This is a genomic window from Candidatus Nanopelagicales bacterium, from assembly GCA_028687755.1.
Taxonomy (GTDB): Bacteria; Actinomycetota; Actinomycetes; order S36-B12; family S36-B12; genus UBA11398.
The window spans coordinates 52,711-69,919 of sequence record JAQTZL010000011.1 but is presented as its reverse complement, the minus strand read 5'-3'; the positions used below and the strand labels follow the sequence as shown (position 1 = coordinate 69,919).

Sequence of the window (17,209 nt, the reverse complement as noted above, 5' to 3'; positions counted from 1 at the left end):
CTGCCGTTGCTATCGAACTCAATGGTCGTCCACGCAAAACGCTCGACTGGGATACCCCAGCCGAGCGCCTTGGTGCTTTACTCAAGTCCTAGCCGTGTTGCGACGATCCGTTGAAACCGCCAATGCGTCGCGGGCCCTTTCTTTTGCGACACTCCCCCAACAATCCACAGACTTCAGAAATTGGCTGCTTACTGTTGCGTTACCAGCGATCGGGGGATCATCATGAGCATTGCTCTTCACCTGCCAGCACAGCCGGCATATGCATCTATAGCCCGTAATCTTGCCGCCACAATCGCAGCCCGCTGTGAACTTACCTATGACCGCGTTGAAGATGCTCGTTTAGCAATCGATGAAGCTTTCAACCAAGTAGTGAGTAATGCCCCCGACAACTCGGAAGTTATTTGCACATTTGTTGAAGCAATGGGTGCCATGGAGTTCATGGTGCAAAGCCGCACTGACCTCGATGACCTGCTGCCAACAGACACCTTTAGTTGGACAGTACTCGCCGCATTGGCGGACGAAGTACACACCACCAATGTTGATGGAGTACTCACAGTCATCGCCCGAGTTGAAGAACCTCAGAACGCCGCTGCATAGGTCGAACGTTTTCCGCACTTAGAACGCAGCAATCATGAGTACCGCGGAGCGGGATCAAATCATTGCTGATCATGTTGGCTTGGTGCACTATGTCGCCCGCCGATATAGATCCCACAACGATTATGAAGACCTAGTTCAAGCAGGGCTTGAAGGTTTGATTTATGCGGTCGATCATTTCGATCCCACGGCAAGAACCGAATTCAGTACCTACGCAGTGCCCTCAATTCGCGGTTCAATTCAGCATTATCTGCGCGATAAAAGCTCAAGCGTACGAATTCCAGCAAGACTGCAAGAACTTTCGCATCAGGTATCTACCGCCATCGATGAACTCACCCAACAGCATGGCACTGGTCCAACAATTCCCAATATTGCCGCATACCTGGGCCTTCAGGAAGATGACGTTCTCCAAGCTATGGATGCCAACGTTGCGCGAATAACAGTCAGCACGAGTGAAGACCACAGCCCTCTTGCACATCTTGCTGCTCTTGACACATCTATCGAAGATTTTGACAACAGTCAGGCAATCCAACAAGCTCTCAGCACTTTGCCGATCATGGATCAACAGGCAGTCAAGCTGCGATTCTTTGCGAATAAATCTCAAACTCAAATTGCTCAAGAACTTGGCATCTCACAAATGCAGGTCTCACGCATACTTACCCGCGCATTGCGCGAACTTCGTCCGCTTTTACGAGATATCTGAACCAGGCCTTTTATATTCCGCAGCTGTTGCTCGCACCATTGCCGGGCTAAAGGTCACTACCAAGCCAATCAGTGCAGGCACGGCAAGGAGGAGCCCCGGGACTTTTGATGAAGCAGCACTGTCAAACACCATGCTGGCGCCACCGAAGAGTCCAATCAACTGAGCAAGAACAAAAGGCGAGCGCGCCCAACGCTTCATTGTGAACCAGCCCTTTGCCACGATCAGTAAGCCCACACCAAAGACCACAAAGATCACAATCTCAATCAGGATCGCTGAAGAGTCCGAGCCTTGGGCGCCATATGTTCCATCGGTAACAGCGCTGTAGACGGCAATGGCGCCATTGAACAACAGTGCGATTCCTTCAAGCGCTGCGATCAAAGCCAGAAGTAGGTATGGGCGAGGTGGGGTCACAGGAGAACTCTACGGACGCAATCACCTCTCATGGAATATCGCTAGGGTTCAAGGGTGCGTGGCCTATTCATCGTCAATCCGCAGGCAACTACTGCCTCGCAGCGGATGACCGATTTAGTCATGCACGCCTTCGCCGATGCCCTTGATCTCGAGGTCATCACCACCACGCATCGTGGCCATGGAATTGAGCTCGGCGCTCGCGCTGTTGCTGAGGATCTCGACGTGGTGATCACTGTCGGTGGCGACGGCATCGTGAATGAAGTGGTCAACGGCATGCTGAGCCAAGGCCCAAGCCCCCGTACTCAATTAGCGGTAATCCCCGGTGGTAGCGCAAATGTGTTTGCCCGAGCGCTCGGTTTGCCAAATGACATTGTGCAAGCCGGTGCCCATGTTCTCGAAGGCATCAAGCAAGGCCGCATGCGCACCATCGGACTAGGGCAAGCCAACGGCCGTTGGTTCACCGTGAATGCTGGCGTGGGATTGGACGCTCAAGTCATCGCTGCCATGGAACATAAGCGTCGACATGGACGCAAAGCCTCCCCTTCTCGCTACATCGCGACGACCGCATCAACAATGTTTAAAGCATCTCGAGAACGAGCACCGCAGTTGACCATTACCCGTGATGACGAAAAACTCGATCAGGTCTACTTCGCCCTCGTACAAAACACTCAGCCTTGGACCTTTCTTGGCAACTGGCCAATTCACCTGTGCCCTGAGGCTGATTTCAATACCGGCGTGGATCTGTTTGGCATGCGAAAGATCAAGGCATCAACAGCGCTCCAGAACACCAAAAAACTCCTCACTCAGCGCAGGGCCAGCGCTTTGGCCTCGGCGGTTGTCTGGCATGACCAAACCGAGTTCACTGTCACCTGCGCCAAGCCAATGGCCTTTCAGATTGATGGCGAGGGTCTGGGTGAAATTAGCCAGGTAACCTTCCGCGCTGAGCCCACTGCGCTCACAGTCGTCGTCTAGTAAGAATCGGACATAAGGCACAAATACCATTTTGTGACCAATGCGACAGGTTGAATGTTGAATTATTTGGGCGTGGCTCTTGCGCCCGCCCCCCTCACATGTAACCCTTTACTTCGCAAGTTGCTGAACGGCACCGACTACCTTCCTCCGGGGACGACCAGGAGACCCCTAGGTCGCCCCCTTTTGATGGTCGGGGTACGTGAAAGCAATCACAAGCACTGGAGACCCTGGTGCCTTTTTACGATGGAGTTGATTGAGCATGGACTGGCGACACGAGTCTGCCTGCCGTGACGAAGATCCGGAGCTCTTCTTCCCGATCGGTAATACCGGACCGGCATTGACCCAGATCGATGAAGCGAAGGCTGTCTGCCGGCGCTGTACCGTCGTAGATGAATGCCTGCGTTGGGCCTTGGAAACAGGTCAAGACGCTGGCGTATGGGGCGGACTCAGCGAAGATGAGCGCCGCGCTCTCAAGCGTCGTAATGCTCGCCTTCGTGCCCGCGGTGGCCTGTAACTCTCAGTTTGCTACCACGCGTTCACAGATCTCACCGGAACGGTGATGGTCACGGTTAATCCATCTTCATTGTGCAGGTTTACGCTGCCTTGAAGTTCTCCCGCCACCAACGAATGCACGATCTGCAAACCCAAACCGCCACTGTTCGCTGGATCCTCTAGCACCGCAGGATCAATGCCAGTTCCGTTATCGCCAATAGCAATGACGACCGCATCTTCGGATCGAGTCAATTGCAATGTAATAACGCTGGCGGTGGCGTGCTCAACGGCATTTTGTAGAAGTTCTGAAACGCACATCGCCAACGGTGTTGCCACCTCAGCATCCAACATGCCCACCTGGCCAGCTCGTTCAATGCGATGCTCACCTTCGCCACCTAGAGCTGGAGCAAGGTCTCGCACCAATGCAATAATTCGATCAGCAACCTCATCGAAATCAACGCTCTCATCTACCTGACGAGCAAGAGTTTCATGCACGACTGCGATCGCAGCAACGCGTAATTCTGCTTCACCTAATGCAATACGTGCTTCATCGCTTTCCGCTCGCCTTGCTTGCATGCGTAATAGCGCAGCGACAGTTTGAAGATTATTTTTCACTCGATGATGGATTTCGCGAATGGTGGCATCTGCGGAAATCAGTGCGCGCTCGCGACGACGCATGTCGGTGACATCCCGAATTAAAATTAACGAGCCTTGTTCGCGACCTGGTGCAACAAGTGGGATGCCATGAACAAACGCCACCGCACGTGCATTCTCAACTTCAACCTGTCCGGCAACCTTGCCACCGGCAATACGCGCAACATTTTGATCCATTGGCCCATGACGATGAGACAACCGGACAAGTAGCGAGCCTAGATCTGCTCCGATGAGCTCTGTTGCCAAACCAAGCCGACGCAGCACACTCATGGCATTAGGGCTGGCATATGTCACCGTGCCTTCGCTATCAAGACGCACAAGCCCGTCACCAACTCGCGGCGCATCCCCTCGTTCACCGACGAACTCTGGTGGCGGGAAATCACCAGCGACCAACATGTGCAGAAGGTCTTCAGCAACACTGAGGTAGACCTCTTCAAGGTATCCGGCAACACGCGATGTCTGCGAGGTGGACCGCACCACGATGCCAATCACGCGCCCGTCGGAATCACGGGATGAACGAACTGGGAATGCGTTGCCTACGGCGCGACCAAAATGCAGAGCTTGGTCGATCTCCGGCAGTTTGCCTTTGGGAACAAAGCGACCAACAAGGTCTTCTTCAACCGTGGTGGAAGCAGTCGTGGGGCGCACAAGAGCTGCGGCGATGACACCGCCGTCATTCCAAGTTGGAAGCCACAGCACTAAATCACTTAACGACAGATCTGCGATCAGATTCCAGGCCTCAATGACACGAAGAAGCCGGTCTATTTCTTCGGGCTGCAGGTCGGTGCGCTCCTGCGCCAGTTCGACAATGGTTCCCACGGAATCGAGAGTACGGGGTGGGTAGCACTGAATCCCGTAAGCACCACAGTGATCGGGAACGTGTTACCGCCGAATTACTGCTCAGTGATGGTCTGCTGGATCTGGGTGAAGATCCGAGTGCGTAAACCTTCGGGTGTTTGCACTGTTTCACTGCACTGACGAATGCGGGTTTGAATGATGCGCTCAGCGGTGAATTGATCGGCGCATGGTGGGCACTCTTCAAGGTGATGACCAACGAGATGGGCATTGTCTTGCTCAAGTTCGTTATCGAGATAAATCCACATCCAAGAGTGAATTTGCACGCAAGGAACATCGTGATGATTACCGCAACTCATGACTTCACCCCCGTGGCAATGAAGCCGCGCTCGGCGGCATAGTCGCGAAGTAACTCTCGCAATTGCTTGCGCCCACGACTTAACCGAGACATCACAGTGCCAACTGGTGTTTCCATGATCTCGGCTGCTTCTTTATAAGAAAAGCCTTCCACGTCCACGAGGTACACAGCCATTCGGAAATCATCGGGTAGCGCGGCCATCGCATCAACAATTTCGCCATCCGCAAGACGGGCCATCGCTTCAGCTTCAGCGGAACGCATTCCAAGATTTTCACCAACATCATTGAGCTGACTATCAGTAAGCTCGTCGGCACTTGTTTGCAAAGGTGCACGCTGCTTTTTGCGGTACTGATTGATGTAAGTGTTCGTCAGGATGCGAAAAAGCCATGCCTTGAGATTCGTGCCTTCTGTAAAGGAATCAAATGCGGCAAAGGCCTTCAGTGTTGCTTCCTGAACGAGATCTTCTGCATCAGTGGGGTTGCGGGTCATACGTAGTGCGGCCCCGTACAGGGAATCCAAGAACGGCGCGACATCGCGCTCAAAGCGCGCCGCGGTTACTTCTTTGGTTTCCGATGACATCACCGCTGAGCCTACGACACTGGGGTCCAGTGCGATGACGTTCATGGTGTGAAGCACGTTAGTTCAAACACATGAATCCCCAGAGATATTCCCTAGTGAGCATCTATGGGCTCGCGCAGTTGCGGACCGTTATTGCGAGCATTGTTCACGGCCACGGCAACGGGATAGGCCTCTAGTGGCACGAGAACGGGGTCAAGGAGAGGCTCAATATCTACTTTTGATCGGCCATTTAGCCACCACTCCCACAGGTCCTTGGGAACCATGACGGGCATCCGATCGTGAATGCGCATGAGATCGTCATTGGCCGCCGTGGTCAGGATGCAACAGGTGAGCAGCCATGTTCCATCGGGGCGTTTCCACCACTCATAGAGCCCAGCCATGGCCAGGACGCTGGCATCACGGGCATGGATGTAGAACGGCAATTTGGCTGGTCGCCCTGATCCATTCGTGGTCGTAGAGGCGTACCACTCGTAATAGCCATCTGCCGGCACCAGACATCGCTGTGTGGCAAAAGCTTTGCGAAATGATGGCTTTTCGGCCACGGTTTCACTTCTGGCATTGGTTAACTTCGCAGCAATTGACGGGTCCTTCGCCCACGAGGGCACCAACCCCCAGGTAGCCACTTCAATCGAGCGCACTGGCGGCTCATCCCCTACACGCTTATCCACCACGATGTAGACAGGTGTACTTGGCGCCACATTGAAATCTGCCTCAAGAAGTTGTTCAGGCACGGCCACTGCCTCAAATTCGGCAACCAACGCAGCTGGGTCCAGCGCTGCTACATAGCGACCACACATGAGCACTACCCTTGCCTTGATGACCCCTTCACCGCAAGCACATTGGGCTGCCCCACGAGCGTTAGCGCCTATTCATGCCACCGTGCGCGTACCGGGATCAAAATCCGCAACCAACCGCGCCCTCATCCTGGCTGCGCTGGCCGATGGTCCCAGCACCGTTTCTGCGGCCCTAGACGCCCGCGACACTCGCCTCATGGTCAGTGCTCTGCGCAGCATGGGCATCAGCCTTGATGTCAGTGAGCCATCAGCAGTGGGAAATGTCAATATCTTCGCCACTCCAGCTACCTTGCACGGTCCTTCTTCAATTGATGTAGGCCTGGCCGGAACAGTCATGCGCTTTGTTCCACCCGTTGCGGCTTTAGCTACTGGGGATATTGCTTTTGATGGTGACGAAGGCGCCCGCGTACGCCCGATGGCTACCACGCTTGATGCCTTGCGAGCACTGGGCGTAGCGATCGATGGCGAAACGAGCTTGCCTTTCATCGTGCACGGAACGGGCGTGGTTGCTGGCGGCGAAATTATGATTGACGCATCGGCTTCAAGCCAATTCGTGTCCGCTCTCCTACTCACTGCCGCACGGTTCACCAATGGATTAACCATTCACCATGTTGGTGACCCTGTTCCCAGCCAACCACATATCGACATGACGATTGCGATGCTGGCGGAGCACGGTGTTGTTGTCGACACACCTGATTCGGTGACCTGGCACGTTGCCCCACAACGCATTGCACCCGTTGATCGCACCATTGAACCCGATCTTTCGAATGCGGCTCCATTCCTAGCTGCCGCAATGGTTACCGGTGGCGAAATCACTATCCCCGACTGGCCATCACACACCACTCAAGCTGGCGATGCCCTACGTGATCTCCTCGCAGCAATGGGTGCATCTATTTCTTTGGACTCACACGGACTCACATGCGCGATGCACGGAGACATTCGCGGCATAGATGCCGATCTTCGTGATGTTGGCGAACTCACGCCAACACTCGCCGCAATCGCGAGTTTGGCAACTACCGAAACACGCTTCAGAGGCATCGGCCATTTACGAGGGCATGAAACAGATCGCTTAGCTGCGCTCGTGCACGAAATTAATCACCTTGGCGGTGATGCAACAGAAACTGCAGATGGCATTCACCTTCGCCCTGCAATGTTGCATGCTGGCCATTTCTCCACGTATCACGATCACCGCATGGCAACTGCCGGTGCAGTCATCGGCCTTCACGTTTCAGGCATTGAGGTCGAAAACATCGACACCACTGCAAAAACTCTTCCCGGCTTTGCCGCACGTTGGGAATCGCTGGTTTCAGGATCAACAAATCCGTGACAAGCAAGAAAACCCATGAGCGTTGGGACGAAGACGATGTACGCATTCGTCCAGGTCGCACAAAATCTCGCCCTCGTACAAAAGATCGCCCAGCACACACTGATGCTGAAGGCGGCATGGTCATTGCCGTTGATCGCGGTCGCTTCACCGTCGCACTTGATACCGCTCATGAGTTGGCTAATGGCAAACAGATTTATGCCATTAAGGCACGGGAATTGGGGCGCAAGGGCATCGTCGTTGGCGACTTAGTTGACCTCACGGGTGCAGATACCTCAGGCACTGATGATCTGGCTCGCATCGTTCGCCGCAAGGAGCGCACATCAACCCTGCGCCGCACAGCTGACGATGTTGATCCCGTTGAACGCATTGTGGTTGCGAATGCGAACCAACTTGCCATCGTCACCGCCACCGCAGACCCAGAGCCATCCTTCGGTCTGATTGATCGTGCACTTGTTGCCGCCTTTGATGAAGGCATCCAACCAATGTTGGTGATTACCAAAACAGATTTAGCAAGCGCACATGCATTGCTGGCCATGTATGGCCCGCTCAACTTACCCGTGTTTACCATCAACAACCGAGTGCCACCAACGCAACTTCTTGAAGCGCTGCGCGACCAGGTAACAGTGGTGCTTGGCCACTCGGGAGTTGGGAAATCCACGTTAGTCAATGCGATCGTTCCTGGTTCCGTGCGCAGCACAGGCCATGTGAACGTCGTAACCGGTAAAGGTCGTCACACATCTACAAGCGCTGTCGCGCTGGAACTGCCAGATGGCGGTTGGATTATTGATACACCAGGAATTCGATCCTTTGGCCTTGCGCATGTCAAAGCAGAACAGATGATTCACGCTTTCCCTGAACTCGAGCCTGGCATCGAACACTGTCCACGATCGTGTTCACACGACGAACCCGACTGCGGGCTCAACATATGGATTGAAACGCAGCCAGTACAGACTCGCGAGCGGCTACTTTCCTTGCGTCGACTCTTGGCCCAACCTGCCCAACCTGTTGTCGAGGAATCCGAGCCATCCGAATAACTCCGATGTGTTTGCCTTACTGCAGCAATGAGGCCCAAACTGCTTCAGCACCACTGTGACCCGCTCCCAGAACAAACACAGTTGCAACAAGTGACAACGCAATAACAACGAATGCCAACATCCGCAACCACATGGGCCGTGATCGATTTGCTGGAATCCCTCGGTCAAAGAACCAAAACACAATGACGACGAGGCCAAAGAGCCCAACCCAAAGTGGCGCTTGATCTCCCCAGCGAAGGTGATCAGCACTGACATCCTTGACGAGTGCTAATTGCTCCCCAGCTTCTTTGGCTAGCACTGCGCTGCCCATGCTTATGAACGCCCCCAGGGCGACCAAAGGGCCAAACCGTCGAGAGAACCGCGGCATTACCGCCATCAATATCGCTCCAAGCGCCGTCAATGGCACCAGAACAACCACAACATGCACAACAAGAGGATGCAGCGGTAAACCACCAAAGGTTATGAGTTGCGACATAAATCAGCAGCCTACGAGACACTCGACCGCGAACGACTAGATTGCACACCGTGTATAAGACTTTGTCTGAAACTTTGGCAGCCGACCTGGCACTGGCACTCACTATGGCCGATCTCGCCGATGTCATCACAATGCAGCACTATCAATCCAGCACTTTACAAATAGAAAGTAAGCCGGATTTCACTCCAGTAACCGAAGCAGATCGCGCCGCTGAGCTTGCCCTTCGTGCAATCTTGGCGGAACAGCGCCCCCTTGATGACATTCTTGGAGAGGAATTCGGGGCGTCACCGGACTCAAGTTCGCGTCGCTGGATCATTGATCCCATTGATGGTACGAAAAACTACGTTCGAGGTGTTCCCGTGTGGTCAACACTTATCGCACTCACCATCGAAGGCGAACCTGTGCTGGGTGTGGTGAGCGCTCCAGCGCTTGCTCGGCGCTGGTGGGCGGCAACAGGAACTGGCGCTTGGACAACAGCACTTGGCGCATCCCCCAAGACAATATCTGTTAGCGCTGTTACCAAAATTGAAGATGCATCGTTTTCCTATTCGGACGCTGTTGGTTGGGCAGAACGTGGCGCCTTAGGCGGCTTAGAAAACCTCAATGCAACTACTTGGCGCCAACGTGCCTACGGTGACTTCTGGTCGCATATGTTGGTTGCAGAGGGCGCAATAGATATTTCAGCTGAACCTGAACTCGGTGCCTGGGACATGGCCGCACTCATTCCAATCATCACTGAAGCAGGCGGCAAAGCGACCGCTTTTGATGGCGGACCTGCATTGGCTGGCGGGTGCCTTGTTGCAACGAACGGTCATTTACACGGACCGGTCCTAGACCACCTAGCCCGCTGACATCCCCCAGCATCCCAAGGACGATGAATCCATCCCTACGAGGATCGGAGCATCATGCAACTGTCACAGGTACTTGCTCATAAAGGCACACACGTCATCACCATTCACCCAGACGCCACAGTGTTCGGACTAGCAAGTGTGCTATCCGAGAACCAAATTGGTGCAGTCATTGTTTCCGATGATCGAGAACGGGTACTTGGGCTTGCTACTGAACGCGATGTCGCGCACGCCCTTGCGCGCTCGCGAGATATTCACGAAGTGAAAGTCTCAATGATCATGAGTACTCCAGTCACGATGATGACTGAACATGATTCTGTGAATCATGCGATGGAAATCATGACAACCCAACGCATTAGACACCTGCCGATCATCGACGAAGATTTCCAGCTCTGTGGGATCGTGAGTATTGGTGATCTCGTAAAAGCACGCCTTGATCAACTCGAAAGTGAACGCGCCGCTTTGGTCAACTACATCACCAATCGCGATTAGCGTGCTTCAACCCTCAGATTCAGGCCACCAATGGGCCTCATCGTCACGCTTGGGTTTGCTTCAGGCACCGATTCACCATCGGGAAATGTCAGCGTGAATCGTGAAGCAATGCGCGCAACGAGGGCAACTGCTTCTGCATAGGCGAAGTCGCGCCCAATACACAAACGCAAACCATTCCCAAATGGAATAAATGCATGACGCGTCACTGATCCGTCGAGAAAACGTTGTGGCTCATAAGAATCTGGGTCAGTCCAGAAATCTGGATGACGGTGCACAATCCACGGACTCATAATTACCAACGCACCTGCTGGAATCTGCGCACCAGCTAGCTCGTCATCCTTGAGTGCCTTACGGGTAATCAACCATGCGGGTGGATACAAACGAAGCGCCTCATCCACGCAGGCACGAGTGAATGGAAGCTGAGCCAAAATGTCCAGCGTCAGAGGTTCATCTGTCACAACCGAACGCACTTCATTTTGCAACTGCTCTTGAACTTCTCGATGAGCCGCTAGCAAGGCCCAACACCACGTAAGCGCTGCAGCAACTGTTTCGTGACCAGCAACGATGAACGTGACGATTTCATCTCGGATCTCGGTATCGCTCAATGAGTTCCCTGATGAATCTTTCGCGGCGATCAGCAAATCCAGTACATCAGGATTCAGTGAAGCTCCCCCCTGCTTGCGAAGATCAATGAGTCGAGCAACGGCGGCATCCAAAATTGCGTTTGCTCGCTTTAATCTGCGATTCGCCGGAGTGGGTATCCATCGCGGAGGTGAAATCGGTACTCGAGCGCGCGCCACGACGACTTCAAGTGCCTCCAAGGTGGCATCCGTGAGTTCGGCGGCATCACCGGAAAGGTCTTGCGTAAACAGTGCGTGACCCACGGTTTCTAACGCCGCACGCAGCATTGCCCGCTCAACATCGACCGTTTCTGACGAAGACACTGATGCCCATTCATCCAGTAACCGAACAGCGCCCAGTTCAACCTGCCCCACCAAAGGTTCCAATTGGCGAGGATGAAAAGCCGGTTGCAACATGTTGCGGTGTTCACGCCAAGGCGGATCATCGGCAGTTAGTAGCCCGTTGCCAGTCACAAGTGCCAACGCCTTGTATTGAATTGTGGCTTTGCTGTAATCGCGGGCTCGGTCGACCAACACTTGCTTGACCGCATCGGGGTGACTGACGAAGTAGCTAGGCGGCGTTGGAATTGGGAATTGCACCACGTCGCCAAATCGTTTCCAGATCTCGTTGAGATAGGCCAATGGGTCGCGACGAATGGCACGGAAGGCTGGAAGCATTTGTGGACCAGACGGACCTGGTGCAGTAGCCGGAGTTCGAAAATACTTACGATCAGGGATGTCGAGTGAAGACACGCTAAACCTGAACGGAAGCCGCAATTGGTGAATACAGCGTGGTGCGCTCTTGAAGTTCACGTCCAATGGGATCTGTGATCTGTGCAAATTCTTCGACGGTGATCCCTTGACCATGCGTTGCACCTGCGGCGCGAGAAATATTTTCGTCCATAAGCGTGCCGCCGAGGTCATTCACACCAGCGCGCAACAACTGCTGAGCGCCACTGACTCCGAGTTTCACCCATGATGCCTGAATATTGTTGATGGACCCGTGATACGCGATGCGTCCAACAGCATGCATCAACACGGTTTCGCGCCAAGTTGGGCCTCGACGTGCACCTTTTTTCAAATAGATCGGCGCAGCCATATGAACAAAAGGCAGTGGGACAAATTCAGTGAAACCACCCGTACGTGCTTGCACTTCGCGAGTGCGCAACAGGTGCCGGGCCCAGTGCACTGGTCGTTCAATAGTCCCAAACATGATGGTGACGTTTGATTTCAAACCCACTTCATGAGCAGTTTCATGCACTTCAAGCCACTGCTCAGTATTTACCTTGTCGGCGCAGATCACGTTTCGAATTTCGTCATCAAGAATTTCAGCGGCAGTACCGGGCAACGAACGAAGGCCGGCATCGCGAAGTAGCGTAAGAAATTCACGCAGTGGAAGACCGAGACGATTGGCTCCCTCCCACACCTCTAGCGCAGAAAAGGCGTGGATATGCAGGCTAGGAGCAGCTGCCTTTACCTCAGCAAGAATGTCGAGATAGGACTGCCCGTTAAAGTCAGGGTGAATGCCACCTTGCAAACACACTTCAGTCGCACCAAGCTCTACAGCTTCAACTGCACGCACAGCAACATCGCTGCCCGTTAACAAATACGGCTCGCCACGAAGATTCAGCGTCGCGGGGCCTTTAGAAAAAGCACAGAACTTACATTTGAAGGTACATACGTTCGTGTAGTTAATATTTCGATTGCGCACAAACGTGACGACATCGCCATTGACCTGCTGTCGCAATTCATCGGCTAACGAAGCAACAGCCAGAACCCCTTTGCCACGTGCACCAAATAGGGTGACGAGCTCTTCTTCGCCCAACTCTTGCCCGGCACGAACTCCCGCGAGTACTTCACCAACCTCGCCACCAACACTCACGCTCTCACCATGAGCAATGAGCATCTCGGGGATTTGATCTGAACCTGAATACCAAGCCGTTGACCGACGTCCGATTTGAATAACTTCGGGACCCGTGCCAACGTTTTTTGCTGCTTCATATCGTTCGGGGAACATCGCACCACGATCATCACGCGCCAAACCTTCAGCATCGCTTCGATCCATCACTGCAAAGTGCAGGCGTTGGTCAATCCACTCATCAGCATTCAATACATACGAAGGATGAACGGTAAGGCGAGGCACGAGCGACTGACCACTTGCTTCTACGACAGCACGCAGGTCTTCAATATGCGGCCAAGGTCGCTCTGGATTTACGTGATCCGCAGTGATCGGAGAAATTCCACCGAAATCATCGATGCCCGCACCCAAGAGGCGAGCTGCATCGTCAACCAAATTTGGTGGCGCTTGCACATGCACATCAGGAGGCAAAATCATGCATGCCAACTTGATGGCATCAAGGTGATCTTCTTCGCTACACGCCGGCGCTAATCGCATCACTGTGTCAGGCTTTGGCATGAAGTTTTGAACAATGACTTCTTGCACATGGCCATGTCGTGCATGGGATGCAGCTATCGCTTCCAATGCAGCAATGCGATCTTCGCGAGATTCGCCGATACCAACCAAGATGCCGGTGGTGAATGGAATCTTTAATTCACCTGCTGCTTCAAGCGTTGCTAAGCGCCGCTCAGGTGCCTTATCAGGAGCACCTCGGTGCGCAGGCAAGTCATCACGCAAGGTTTCGATCATCATTCCTTGGCTTGGCGCCACAGCTCGGAGCTTGAACAGCTCCTCCTTGGAAATCGCACCAGCGTTGGCATGCGGAAGTAGTCCCGTTTCATCCAAGACTGCCTGACACGCTGCTACGAGGTAGTCAATGGTTGACGCGTACCCATGATCATCAAGCCATTGACGAGCAACGGGATAGCGATCTTCTGGGGCTTCGCCCAAAGTGAACAGGGCTTCGTGGCAGCCGACCTCGGCACCGGCTCGGGCAATTGCCACAACTTCGTCAAGGGTGAGGAATGGGGCCACATGCGCGGGTGATTGGGCGAAGGTGCAGTACCCACAGCGATCTCGACACAGGGTCGTGAGGGGAATAAACACCTTTGGGGAATAGGTCACCCGAGAGCGATCAATCTCGCTTCCCACCATGACCTCCACTGACTGTGGCACCTGAATTGATCACAATACCGGTCAGGCTCAAGGTCTAACGATGCAGCGGTGCCTCAGAGTGATCAAAGCCTTCTGGCTCAATTTGCAGCGTCGAATGGGCAATATTGAAGTGCCCGAGCAAACACTCTTGAAGTTCCTTTAGCACAGCACCGGTGTCACAGCGCGGCTCATCGGAGCGAACCACAACATGGGCGCTCATGACCTCAACACCAGATGTGATCGTCCATGCATGCATGTCATGAACATCAACCACGTCGACTTGGGAGAGCAGGTGTTCGCGAACTTCATCAAGGTTGATGGAATTTGGTGTGGTTTCCAAAAGAATTGATAAGGCTTCTCGTAGAAGCAGCCAGGCTCTAGGCAGGATCATGACGACGACCACGACTGAGACGAGCGGGTCAAGACGGTCCCAGCCGGTCAACCACATTCCTATTGCCGCGATGATCACCGCCACCGAACCCAACAGATCACCAAGCATTTCAAGGTAGGCACCCTTGAGGTTCAGGCTTTGTTGAGCACCTGCACTCAGCAACCGCATACCGATCACATTTGCAATGAGTCCCACAATTGCGAAGACCAGCATGAGCGGACTATCAACAACTGATGGATCCTGCCAGCGATGCCAGGCTTCGTAGCCAATAAACCCTGCGATGAGAAACAGCAACACCGCATTTGCCGCAGCAGCGAGAATTTCTATTCGCTGCAACCCAAAGGTGCGGTGGTTCGTTGCCGGGCGGGCAGCAAGGGTGAGTGCAAGAAGTGAAATCAACAAACCGGTGACGTCGGTCAATATGTGTCCAGCATCAGCTAACAGTGCAAGTGATCCAGAAAGCCATGCACCGAGCACTGAAACGATGAGTACGACGATAGAAATGCCAAGCGCCATTTTGAGTCGGCCGCGCAACTGCAGCGAAGTTAGCTGACCACCACCACTGTGATCATGCTGAAGCCCACCCATGACGCAAGTATCTCGTAGAAAGCACAAGGGCCGTGTGTGGATCACCACACACGGCCATCAATGAGTGGGGATGGGGCCCTCGAGGGGTTGGTGGGCCCGCCGCTACTCACCGATCTTGCGTAGATCGATGCCGGTCGCTGCATCGAGTGCCTTAACGGCACAGCTCAAGATAAGCACGAATCCACTGCAAGAAAAGCCTTTGATCTGACATTGACCGATCACAGTGTTCAGCTATGCAGTTGCCCAGCCATTGTCATCAAGGAGCAGTGAACCATTCACATTTGATGCTTCTTCGCTCGCCAACCATGAAATTGCCGTGGCAATTTGATCTGGCTCAGCCGGCGGTTGCATTGTTGCCATCGACAACATTGCCCGCTCCATTGCCCAAGGAGCATGCGGTGTAGATGAAGTACCAATATTGGTATTCACTGCACCCGGTAACACGCCATTTGAACGAATGCCTTTAGCCCCGTAGAAGTACGCGACGCTTTTTACAAGCCCCGCAACAGCATGTTTACTCGCTGTGTAAGCAACGCCAGCAGCACCTGCACCAACGGCGGCTTTAGAAACGACGGTAACTATTGAACCTTTGCCCGCACTTTCCATCACAGGAATGACTGCGCGAGTCAATCGCATCACGCCTTTGAGATTCACATCAAAAACTTCATCCCAAGTCGCGTCATCGACTTCACCCAGAGGAAGGAAATGATCCATGATTCCTGCAACATTGGCCAAGATGTCAATACGGTCTCCAACGGCACCAACGAGTGCATCAATATCTGACTGCTGAGTAACATCGCATGTCACAGCGGTGCACACTCCGCCTGCTGCAGTAATTTCACTTGCAGTTAACGTCAATGCTTCGACATTAATATCTGCAGCAAACACCTGTGCGCCCTCAGCCGCTAAACGAATCGCAGTTGCCTTACCGATGCCGCTTGCGGCGCCCGTGACGATTGCGATCTTTCCTGCATGCCGAGTGGTGTCCATGACGATCTCCTTCATTGAAGTCTCAATGTGAGTATGCGCCTTTTAACAACAAAAAAACAGCGGCTCAAGGTCCTGACCTGAAATTAGCTCGGTGGTTGCCACAGCGGCCGGGCGGCAAGTTTGCCCTTGATTACTGCACGTCGAAGAATTTCTGCGAAGTCTTCCAACTCGGCAGCTCGCCTCGTTGAAGAGCGATAGACCAACCCAATAGTGCGACCAGGAGCGGGAGCCTTGAAGTGCGCAATCCCTAAGGCTGCACCTCTGGCCTCAACGGTAACGGCGGTGGCTGGTAGCAAGGTGGCACCCAATCCTGCGGAAACCAACTGCACGATAGTTGCTAACGACGACGCACGTGCCGGATCACTGCCCGCTTCATTGGCTCCCGCTTGTCGGCAAACATCCAATGCTTGATCGCGCAAACAGTGTCCTTCATCAAGGAGTAGTAGGTGCAGATCTTGCAACGTCGTTGGGTCAACATCCACTCGACCGGCGAGCGCACTTTTTGCCGGGAGAGCCAACACGAAATCCTCGACATACATTGGGATCTCTAAGAGCCCCGCATCACTCGTAGGTAACGCCAAGATCGCAACATCGATATCACCGCGCTTCAGCGCATCAATCAGTCGCCAGGTTTGGTCCTCGTGAACTGAGAGTTCAAGATCAGGTGCTTCACGCTTTATCGTGCGCAATACCGAGGGCAATAGATATGGGGCGATCGTCGGGATCACGCCAAGGCGCATAGACCCAGTGAGCCACCGCGCTGGTTCAGCAGCGTCAACGACTGCATCCACAGCCGCTACTGCTTGCTGAGCCAAAGGCAACAGCTTTAACCCGGCAGCCGTGACAAGCACCTGGCGTGGATTGCGTTCAACGAGTTGCACATCAAGATTGGCTTCAAGGGTAGAAAGCGCCTGACTCAGAGTCGGCTGGGAAACCCCAATCATTGCGGCGGCATCGCCAAAGTGTTGGGTCGCAGCAATCGCAACAAAGGCACGCAACTGCACCACGGTAACTGAGGCCATAGTTAAATCCTATGACTC

At 53.8% G+C, this 17,209-nt stretch carries 19 protein-coding genes; 8 read left to right on the top strand and 11 right to left on the bottom strand.

The window, feature by feature from the left end; translation table 11 throughout:
- The first annotated feature begins 222 nt into the window (after positions 1 to 222).
- Together PHN51_11220 and PHN51_11215 are read left to right on the top strand one after the other, a co-directional pair.
- Positions 223 to 597 (top strand): hypothetical protein, encoded by a 375-nt coding sequence (locus PHN51_11220; GenBank protein ID MDD2819348.1) that lies wholly within the window; start codon positions 223 to 225, stop codon positions 595 to 597.
- Between the two features lie 34 nt (positions 598 to 631).
- The gene (locus PHN51_11215) at positions 632 to 1,297 is read left to right on the top strand and encodes a sigma-70 family RNA polymerase sigma factor (protein MDD2819347.1); all 666 of its coding nucleotides are present in this window, start codon (positions 632 to 634) and stop codon (positions 1,295 to 1,297) included.
- On the opposite strand, the gene PHN51_11210 is transcribed toward PHN51_11215, so the two are convergent.
- Positions 1,283 to 1,708 carry a hypothetical protein gene (locus PHN51_11210; protein MDD2819346.1) on the bottom strand — a complete coding sequence of 142 codons (426 nt, stop codon included), beginning with the start codon at positions 1,706 to 1,708 and terminating at the stop codon, positions 1,283 to 1,285. The two genes, PHN51_11215 and PHN51_11210, sit on opposite strands and share 15 nt — an antisense overlap.
- A gap of 54 nt (positions 1,709 to 1,762) precedes the next feature.
- Here PHN51_11210 and PHN51_11205 point away from each other — a divergent pair, with 54 nt between their 5' ends.
- Positions 1,763 to 2,680: a diacylglycerol kinase family protein gene (locus tag PHN51_11205; protein ID MDD2819345.1), complete on the top strand. Its 918-nt coding sequence runs from the start codon at positions 1,763 to 1,765 to the stop codon at positions 2,678 to 2,680.
- Positions 2,681 to 2,939: 259 nt separating this feature from the next.
- Positions 2,940 to 3,194 carry a WhiB family transcriptional regulator gene (locus PHN51_11200; protein MDD2819344.1) on the top strand — a complete coding sequence of 85 codons (255 nt, stop codon included), beginning with the start codon at positions 2,940 to 2,942 and terminating at the stop codon, positions 3,192 to 3,194.
- 11 nt (positions 3,195 to 3,205) lie between these two features.
- Here PHN51_11200 and PHN51_11195 read toward each other — a convergent pair whose 3' ends face one another.
- The 4 genes from PHN51_11195 to PHN51_11180 form a co-directional block, all read right to left on the bottom strand.
- On the bottom strand, positions 3,206 to 4,645 hold the full coding sequence (locus PHN51_11195; protein MDD2819343.1) for a sensor histidine kinase: 1,440 nt from the start codon (positions 4,643 to 4,645) through the stop codon (positions 3,206 to 3,208).
- A 74-nt stretch (positions 4,646 to 4,719) separates the two neighbouring features.
- Positions 4,720 to 4,980, bottom strand: coding sequence for a zf-HC2 domain-containing protein (locus PHN51_11190; GenBank protein ID MDD2819342.1), 261 nt, complete (start codon positions 4,978 to 4,980; stop codon positions 4,720 to 4,722).
- A complete protein-coding gene (locus tag PHN51_11185; GenBank protein ID MDD2819341.1) occupies positions 4,977 to 5,603 on the bottom strand; it encodes a sigma-70 family RNA polymerase sigma factor in 627 nt (208 codons plus the stop codon). The genes PHN51_11190 and PHN51_11185 overlap by 4 nt, the downstream gene beginning before the upstream one ends.
- A 47-nt stretch (positions 5,604 to 5,650) precedes the next feature.
- The gene (locus PHN51_11180) at positions 5,651 to 6,355 is read right to left on the bottom strand and encodes an SOS response-associated peptidase (protein MDD2819340.1); all 705 of its coding nucleotides are present in this window, start codon (positions 6,353 to 6,355) and stop codon (positions 5,651 to 5,653) included.
- Between PHN51_11180 and aroA the strand changes: the two genes are divergently transcribed.
- Together aroA and rsgA are read left to right on the top strand one after the other, a co-directional pair.
- On the top strand, positions 6,354 to 7,679 hold the full coding sequence (aroA, locus tag PHN51_11175) for a 3-phosphoshikimate 1-carboxyvinyltransferase (protein MDD2819339.1): 1,326 nt from the start codon (positions 6,354 to 6,356) through the stop codon (positions 7,677 to 7,679). The genes PHN51_11180 and aroA overlap by 2 nt on opposite strands.
- On the top strand, positions 7,676 to 8,713 hold the full coding sequence (gene rsgA, locus PHN51_11170) for a ribosome small subunit-dependent GTPase A (protein ID MDD2819338.1): 1,038 nt from the start codon (positions 7,676 to 7,678) through the stop codon (positions 8,711 to 8,713). Before aroA ends, rsgA begins: the two co-directional genes overlap by 4 nt.
- 16 nt (positions 8,714 to 8,729) lie before the next feature.
- Here rsgA and PHN51_11165 read toward each other — a convergent pair whose 3' ends face one another.
- Positions 8,730 to 9,188 (bottom strand): hypothetical protein, encoded by a 459-nt coding sequence (locus PHN51_11165; GenBank protein MDD2819337.1) that lies wholly within the window; start codon positions 9,186 to 9,188, stop codon positions 8,730 to 8,732.
- A gap of 50 nt (positions 9,189 to 9,238) precedes the next feature.
- Here PHN51_11165 and hisN point away from each other — a divergent pair, with 50 nt between their 5' ends.
- Together hisN and PHN51_11155 are read left to right on the top strand one after the other, a co-directional pair.
- Entirely contained in the window at positions 9,239 to 10,039 is an 801-nt protein-coding gene (gene hisN / locus PHN51_11160; protein ID MDD2819336.1) for a histidinol-phosphatase, read from the top strand.
- Positions 10,040 to 10,093: 54 nt separating this feature from the next.
- The gene (locus tag PHN51_11155; protein ID MDD2819335.1) at positions 10,094 to 10,528 is read left to right on the top strand and encodes a CBS domain-containing protein; all 435 of its coding nucleotides are present in this window, start codon (positions 10,094 to 10,096) and stop codon (positions 10,526 to 10,528) included.
- Here the strand turns inward: PHN51_11155 and PHN51_11150 are convergent.
- The 5 genes from PHN51_11150 to PHN51_11130 form a co-directional block, all read right to left on the bottom strand.
- Positions 10,525 to 11,901 (bottom strand): cytochrome P450, encoded by a 1,377-nt coding sequence (locus tag PHN51_11150; protein ID MDD2819334.1) that lies wholly within the window; start codon positions 11,899 to 11,901, stop codon positions 10,525 to 10,527. The two genes, PHN51_11155 and PHN51_11150, sit on opposite strands and share 4 nt — an antisense overlap.
- A 1-nt stretch (position 11,902) precedes the next feature.
- Positions 11,903 to 14,200, bottom strand: a complete 2,298-nt coding sequence (locus PHN51_11145) for a bifunctional FO biosynthesis protein CofGH (protein ID MDD2819333.1) — start codon at positions 14,198 to 14,200, stop codon at positions 11,903 to 11,905.
- 55 nt (positions 14,201 to 14,255) lie between these two features.
- Entirely contained in the window at positions 14,256 to 15,179 is a 924-nt protein-coding gene (locus PHN51_11140) for a cation diffusion facilitator family transporter (GenBank protein MDD2819332.1), read from the bottom strand.
- A gap of 231 nt (positions 15,180 to 15,410) precedes the next feature.
- Complete coding sequence (locus PHN51_11135) at positions 15,411 to 16,169, bottom strand: SDR family oxidoreductase (GenBank protein MDD2819331.1); 759 nt, start codon at positions 16,167 to 16,169, stop codon at positions 15,411 to 15,413.
- A gap of 83 nt (positions 16,170 to 16,252) precedes the next feature.
- Positions 16,253 to 17,191 (bottom strand): LysR substrate-binding domain-containing protein, encoded by a 939-nt coding sequence (locus PHN51_11130; protein MDD2819330.1) that lies wholly within the window; start codon positions 17,189 to 17,191, stop codon positions 16,253 to 16,255.
- Positions 17,192 to 17,209 lie beyond the last annotated feature (18 nt).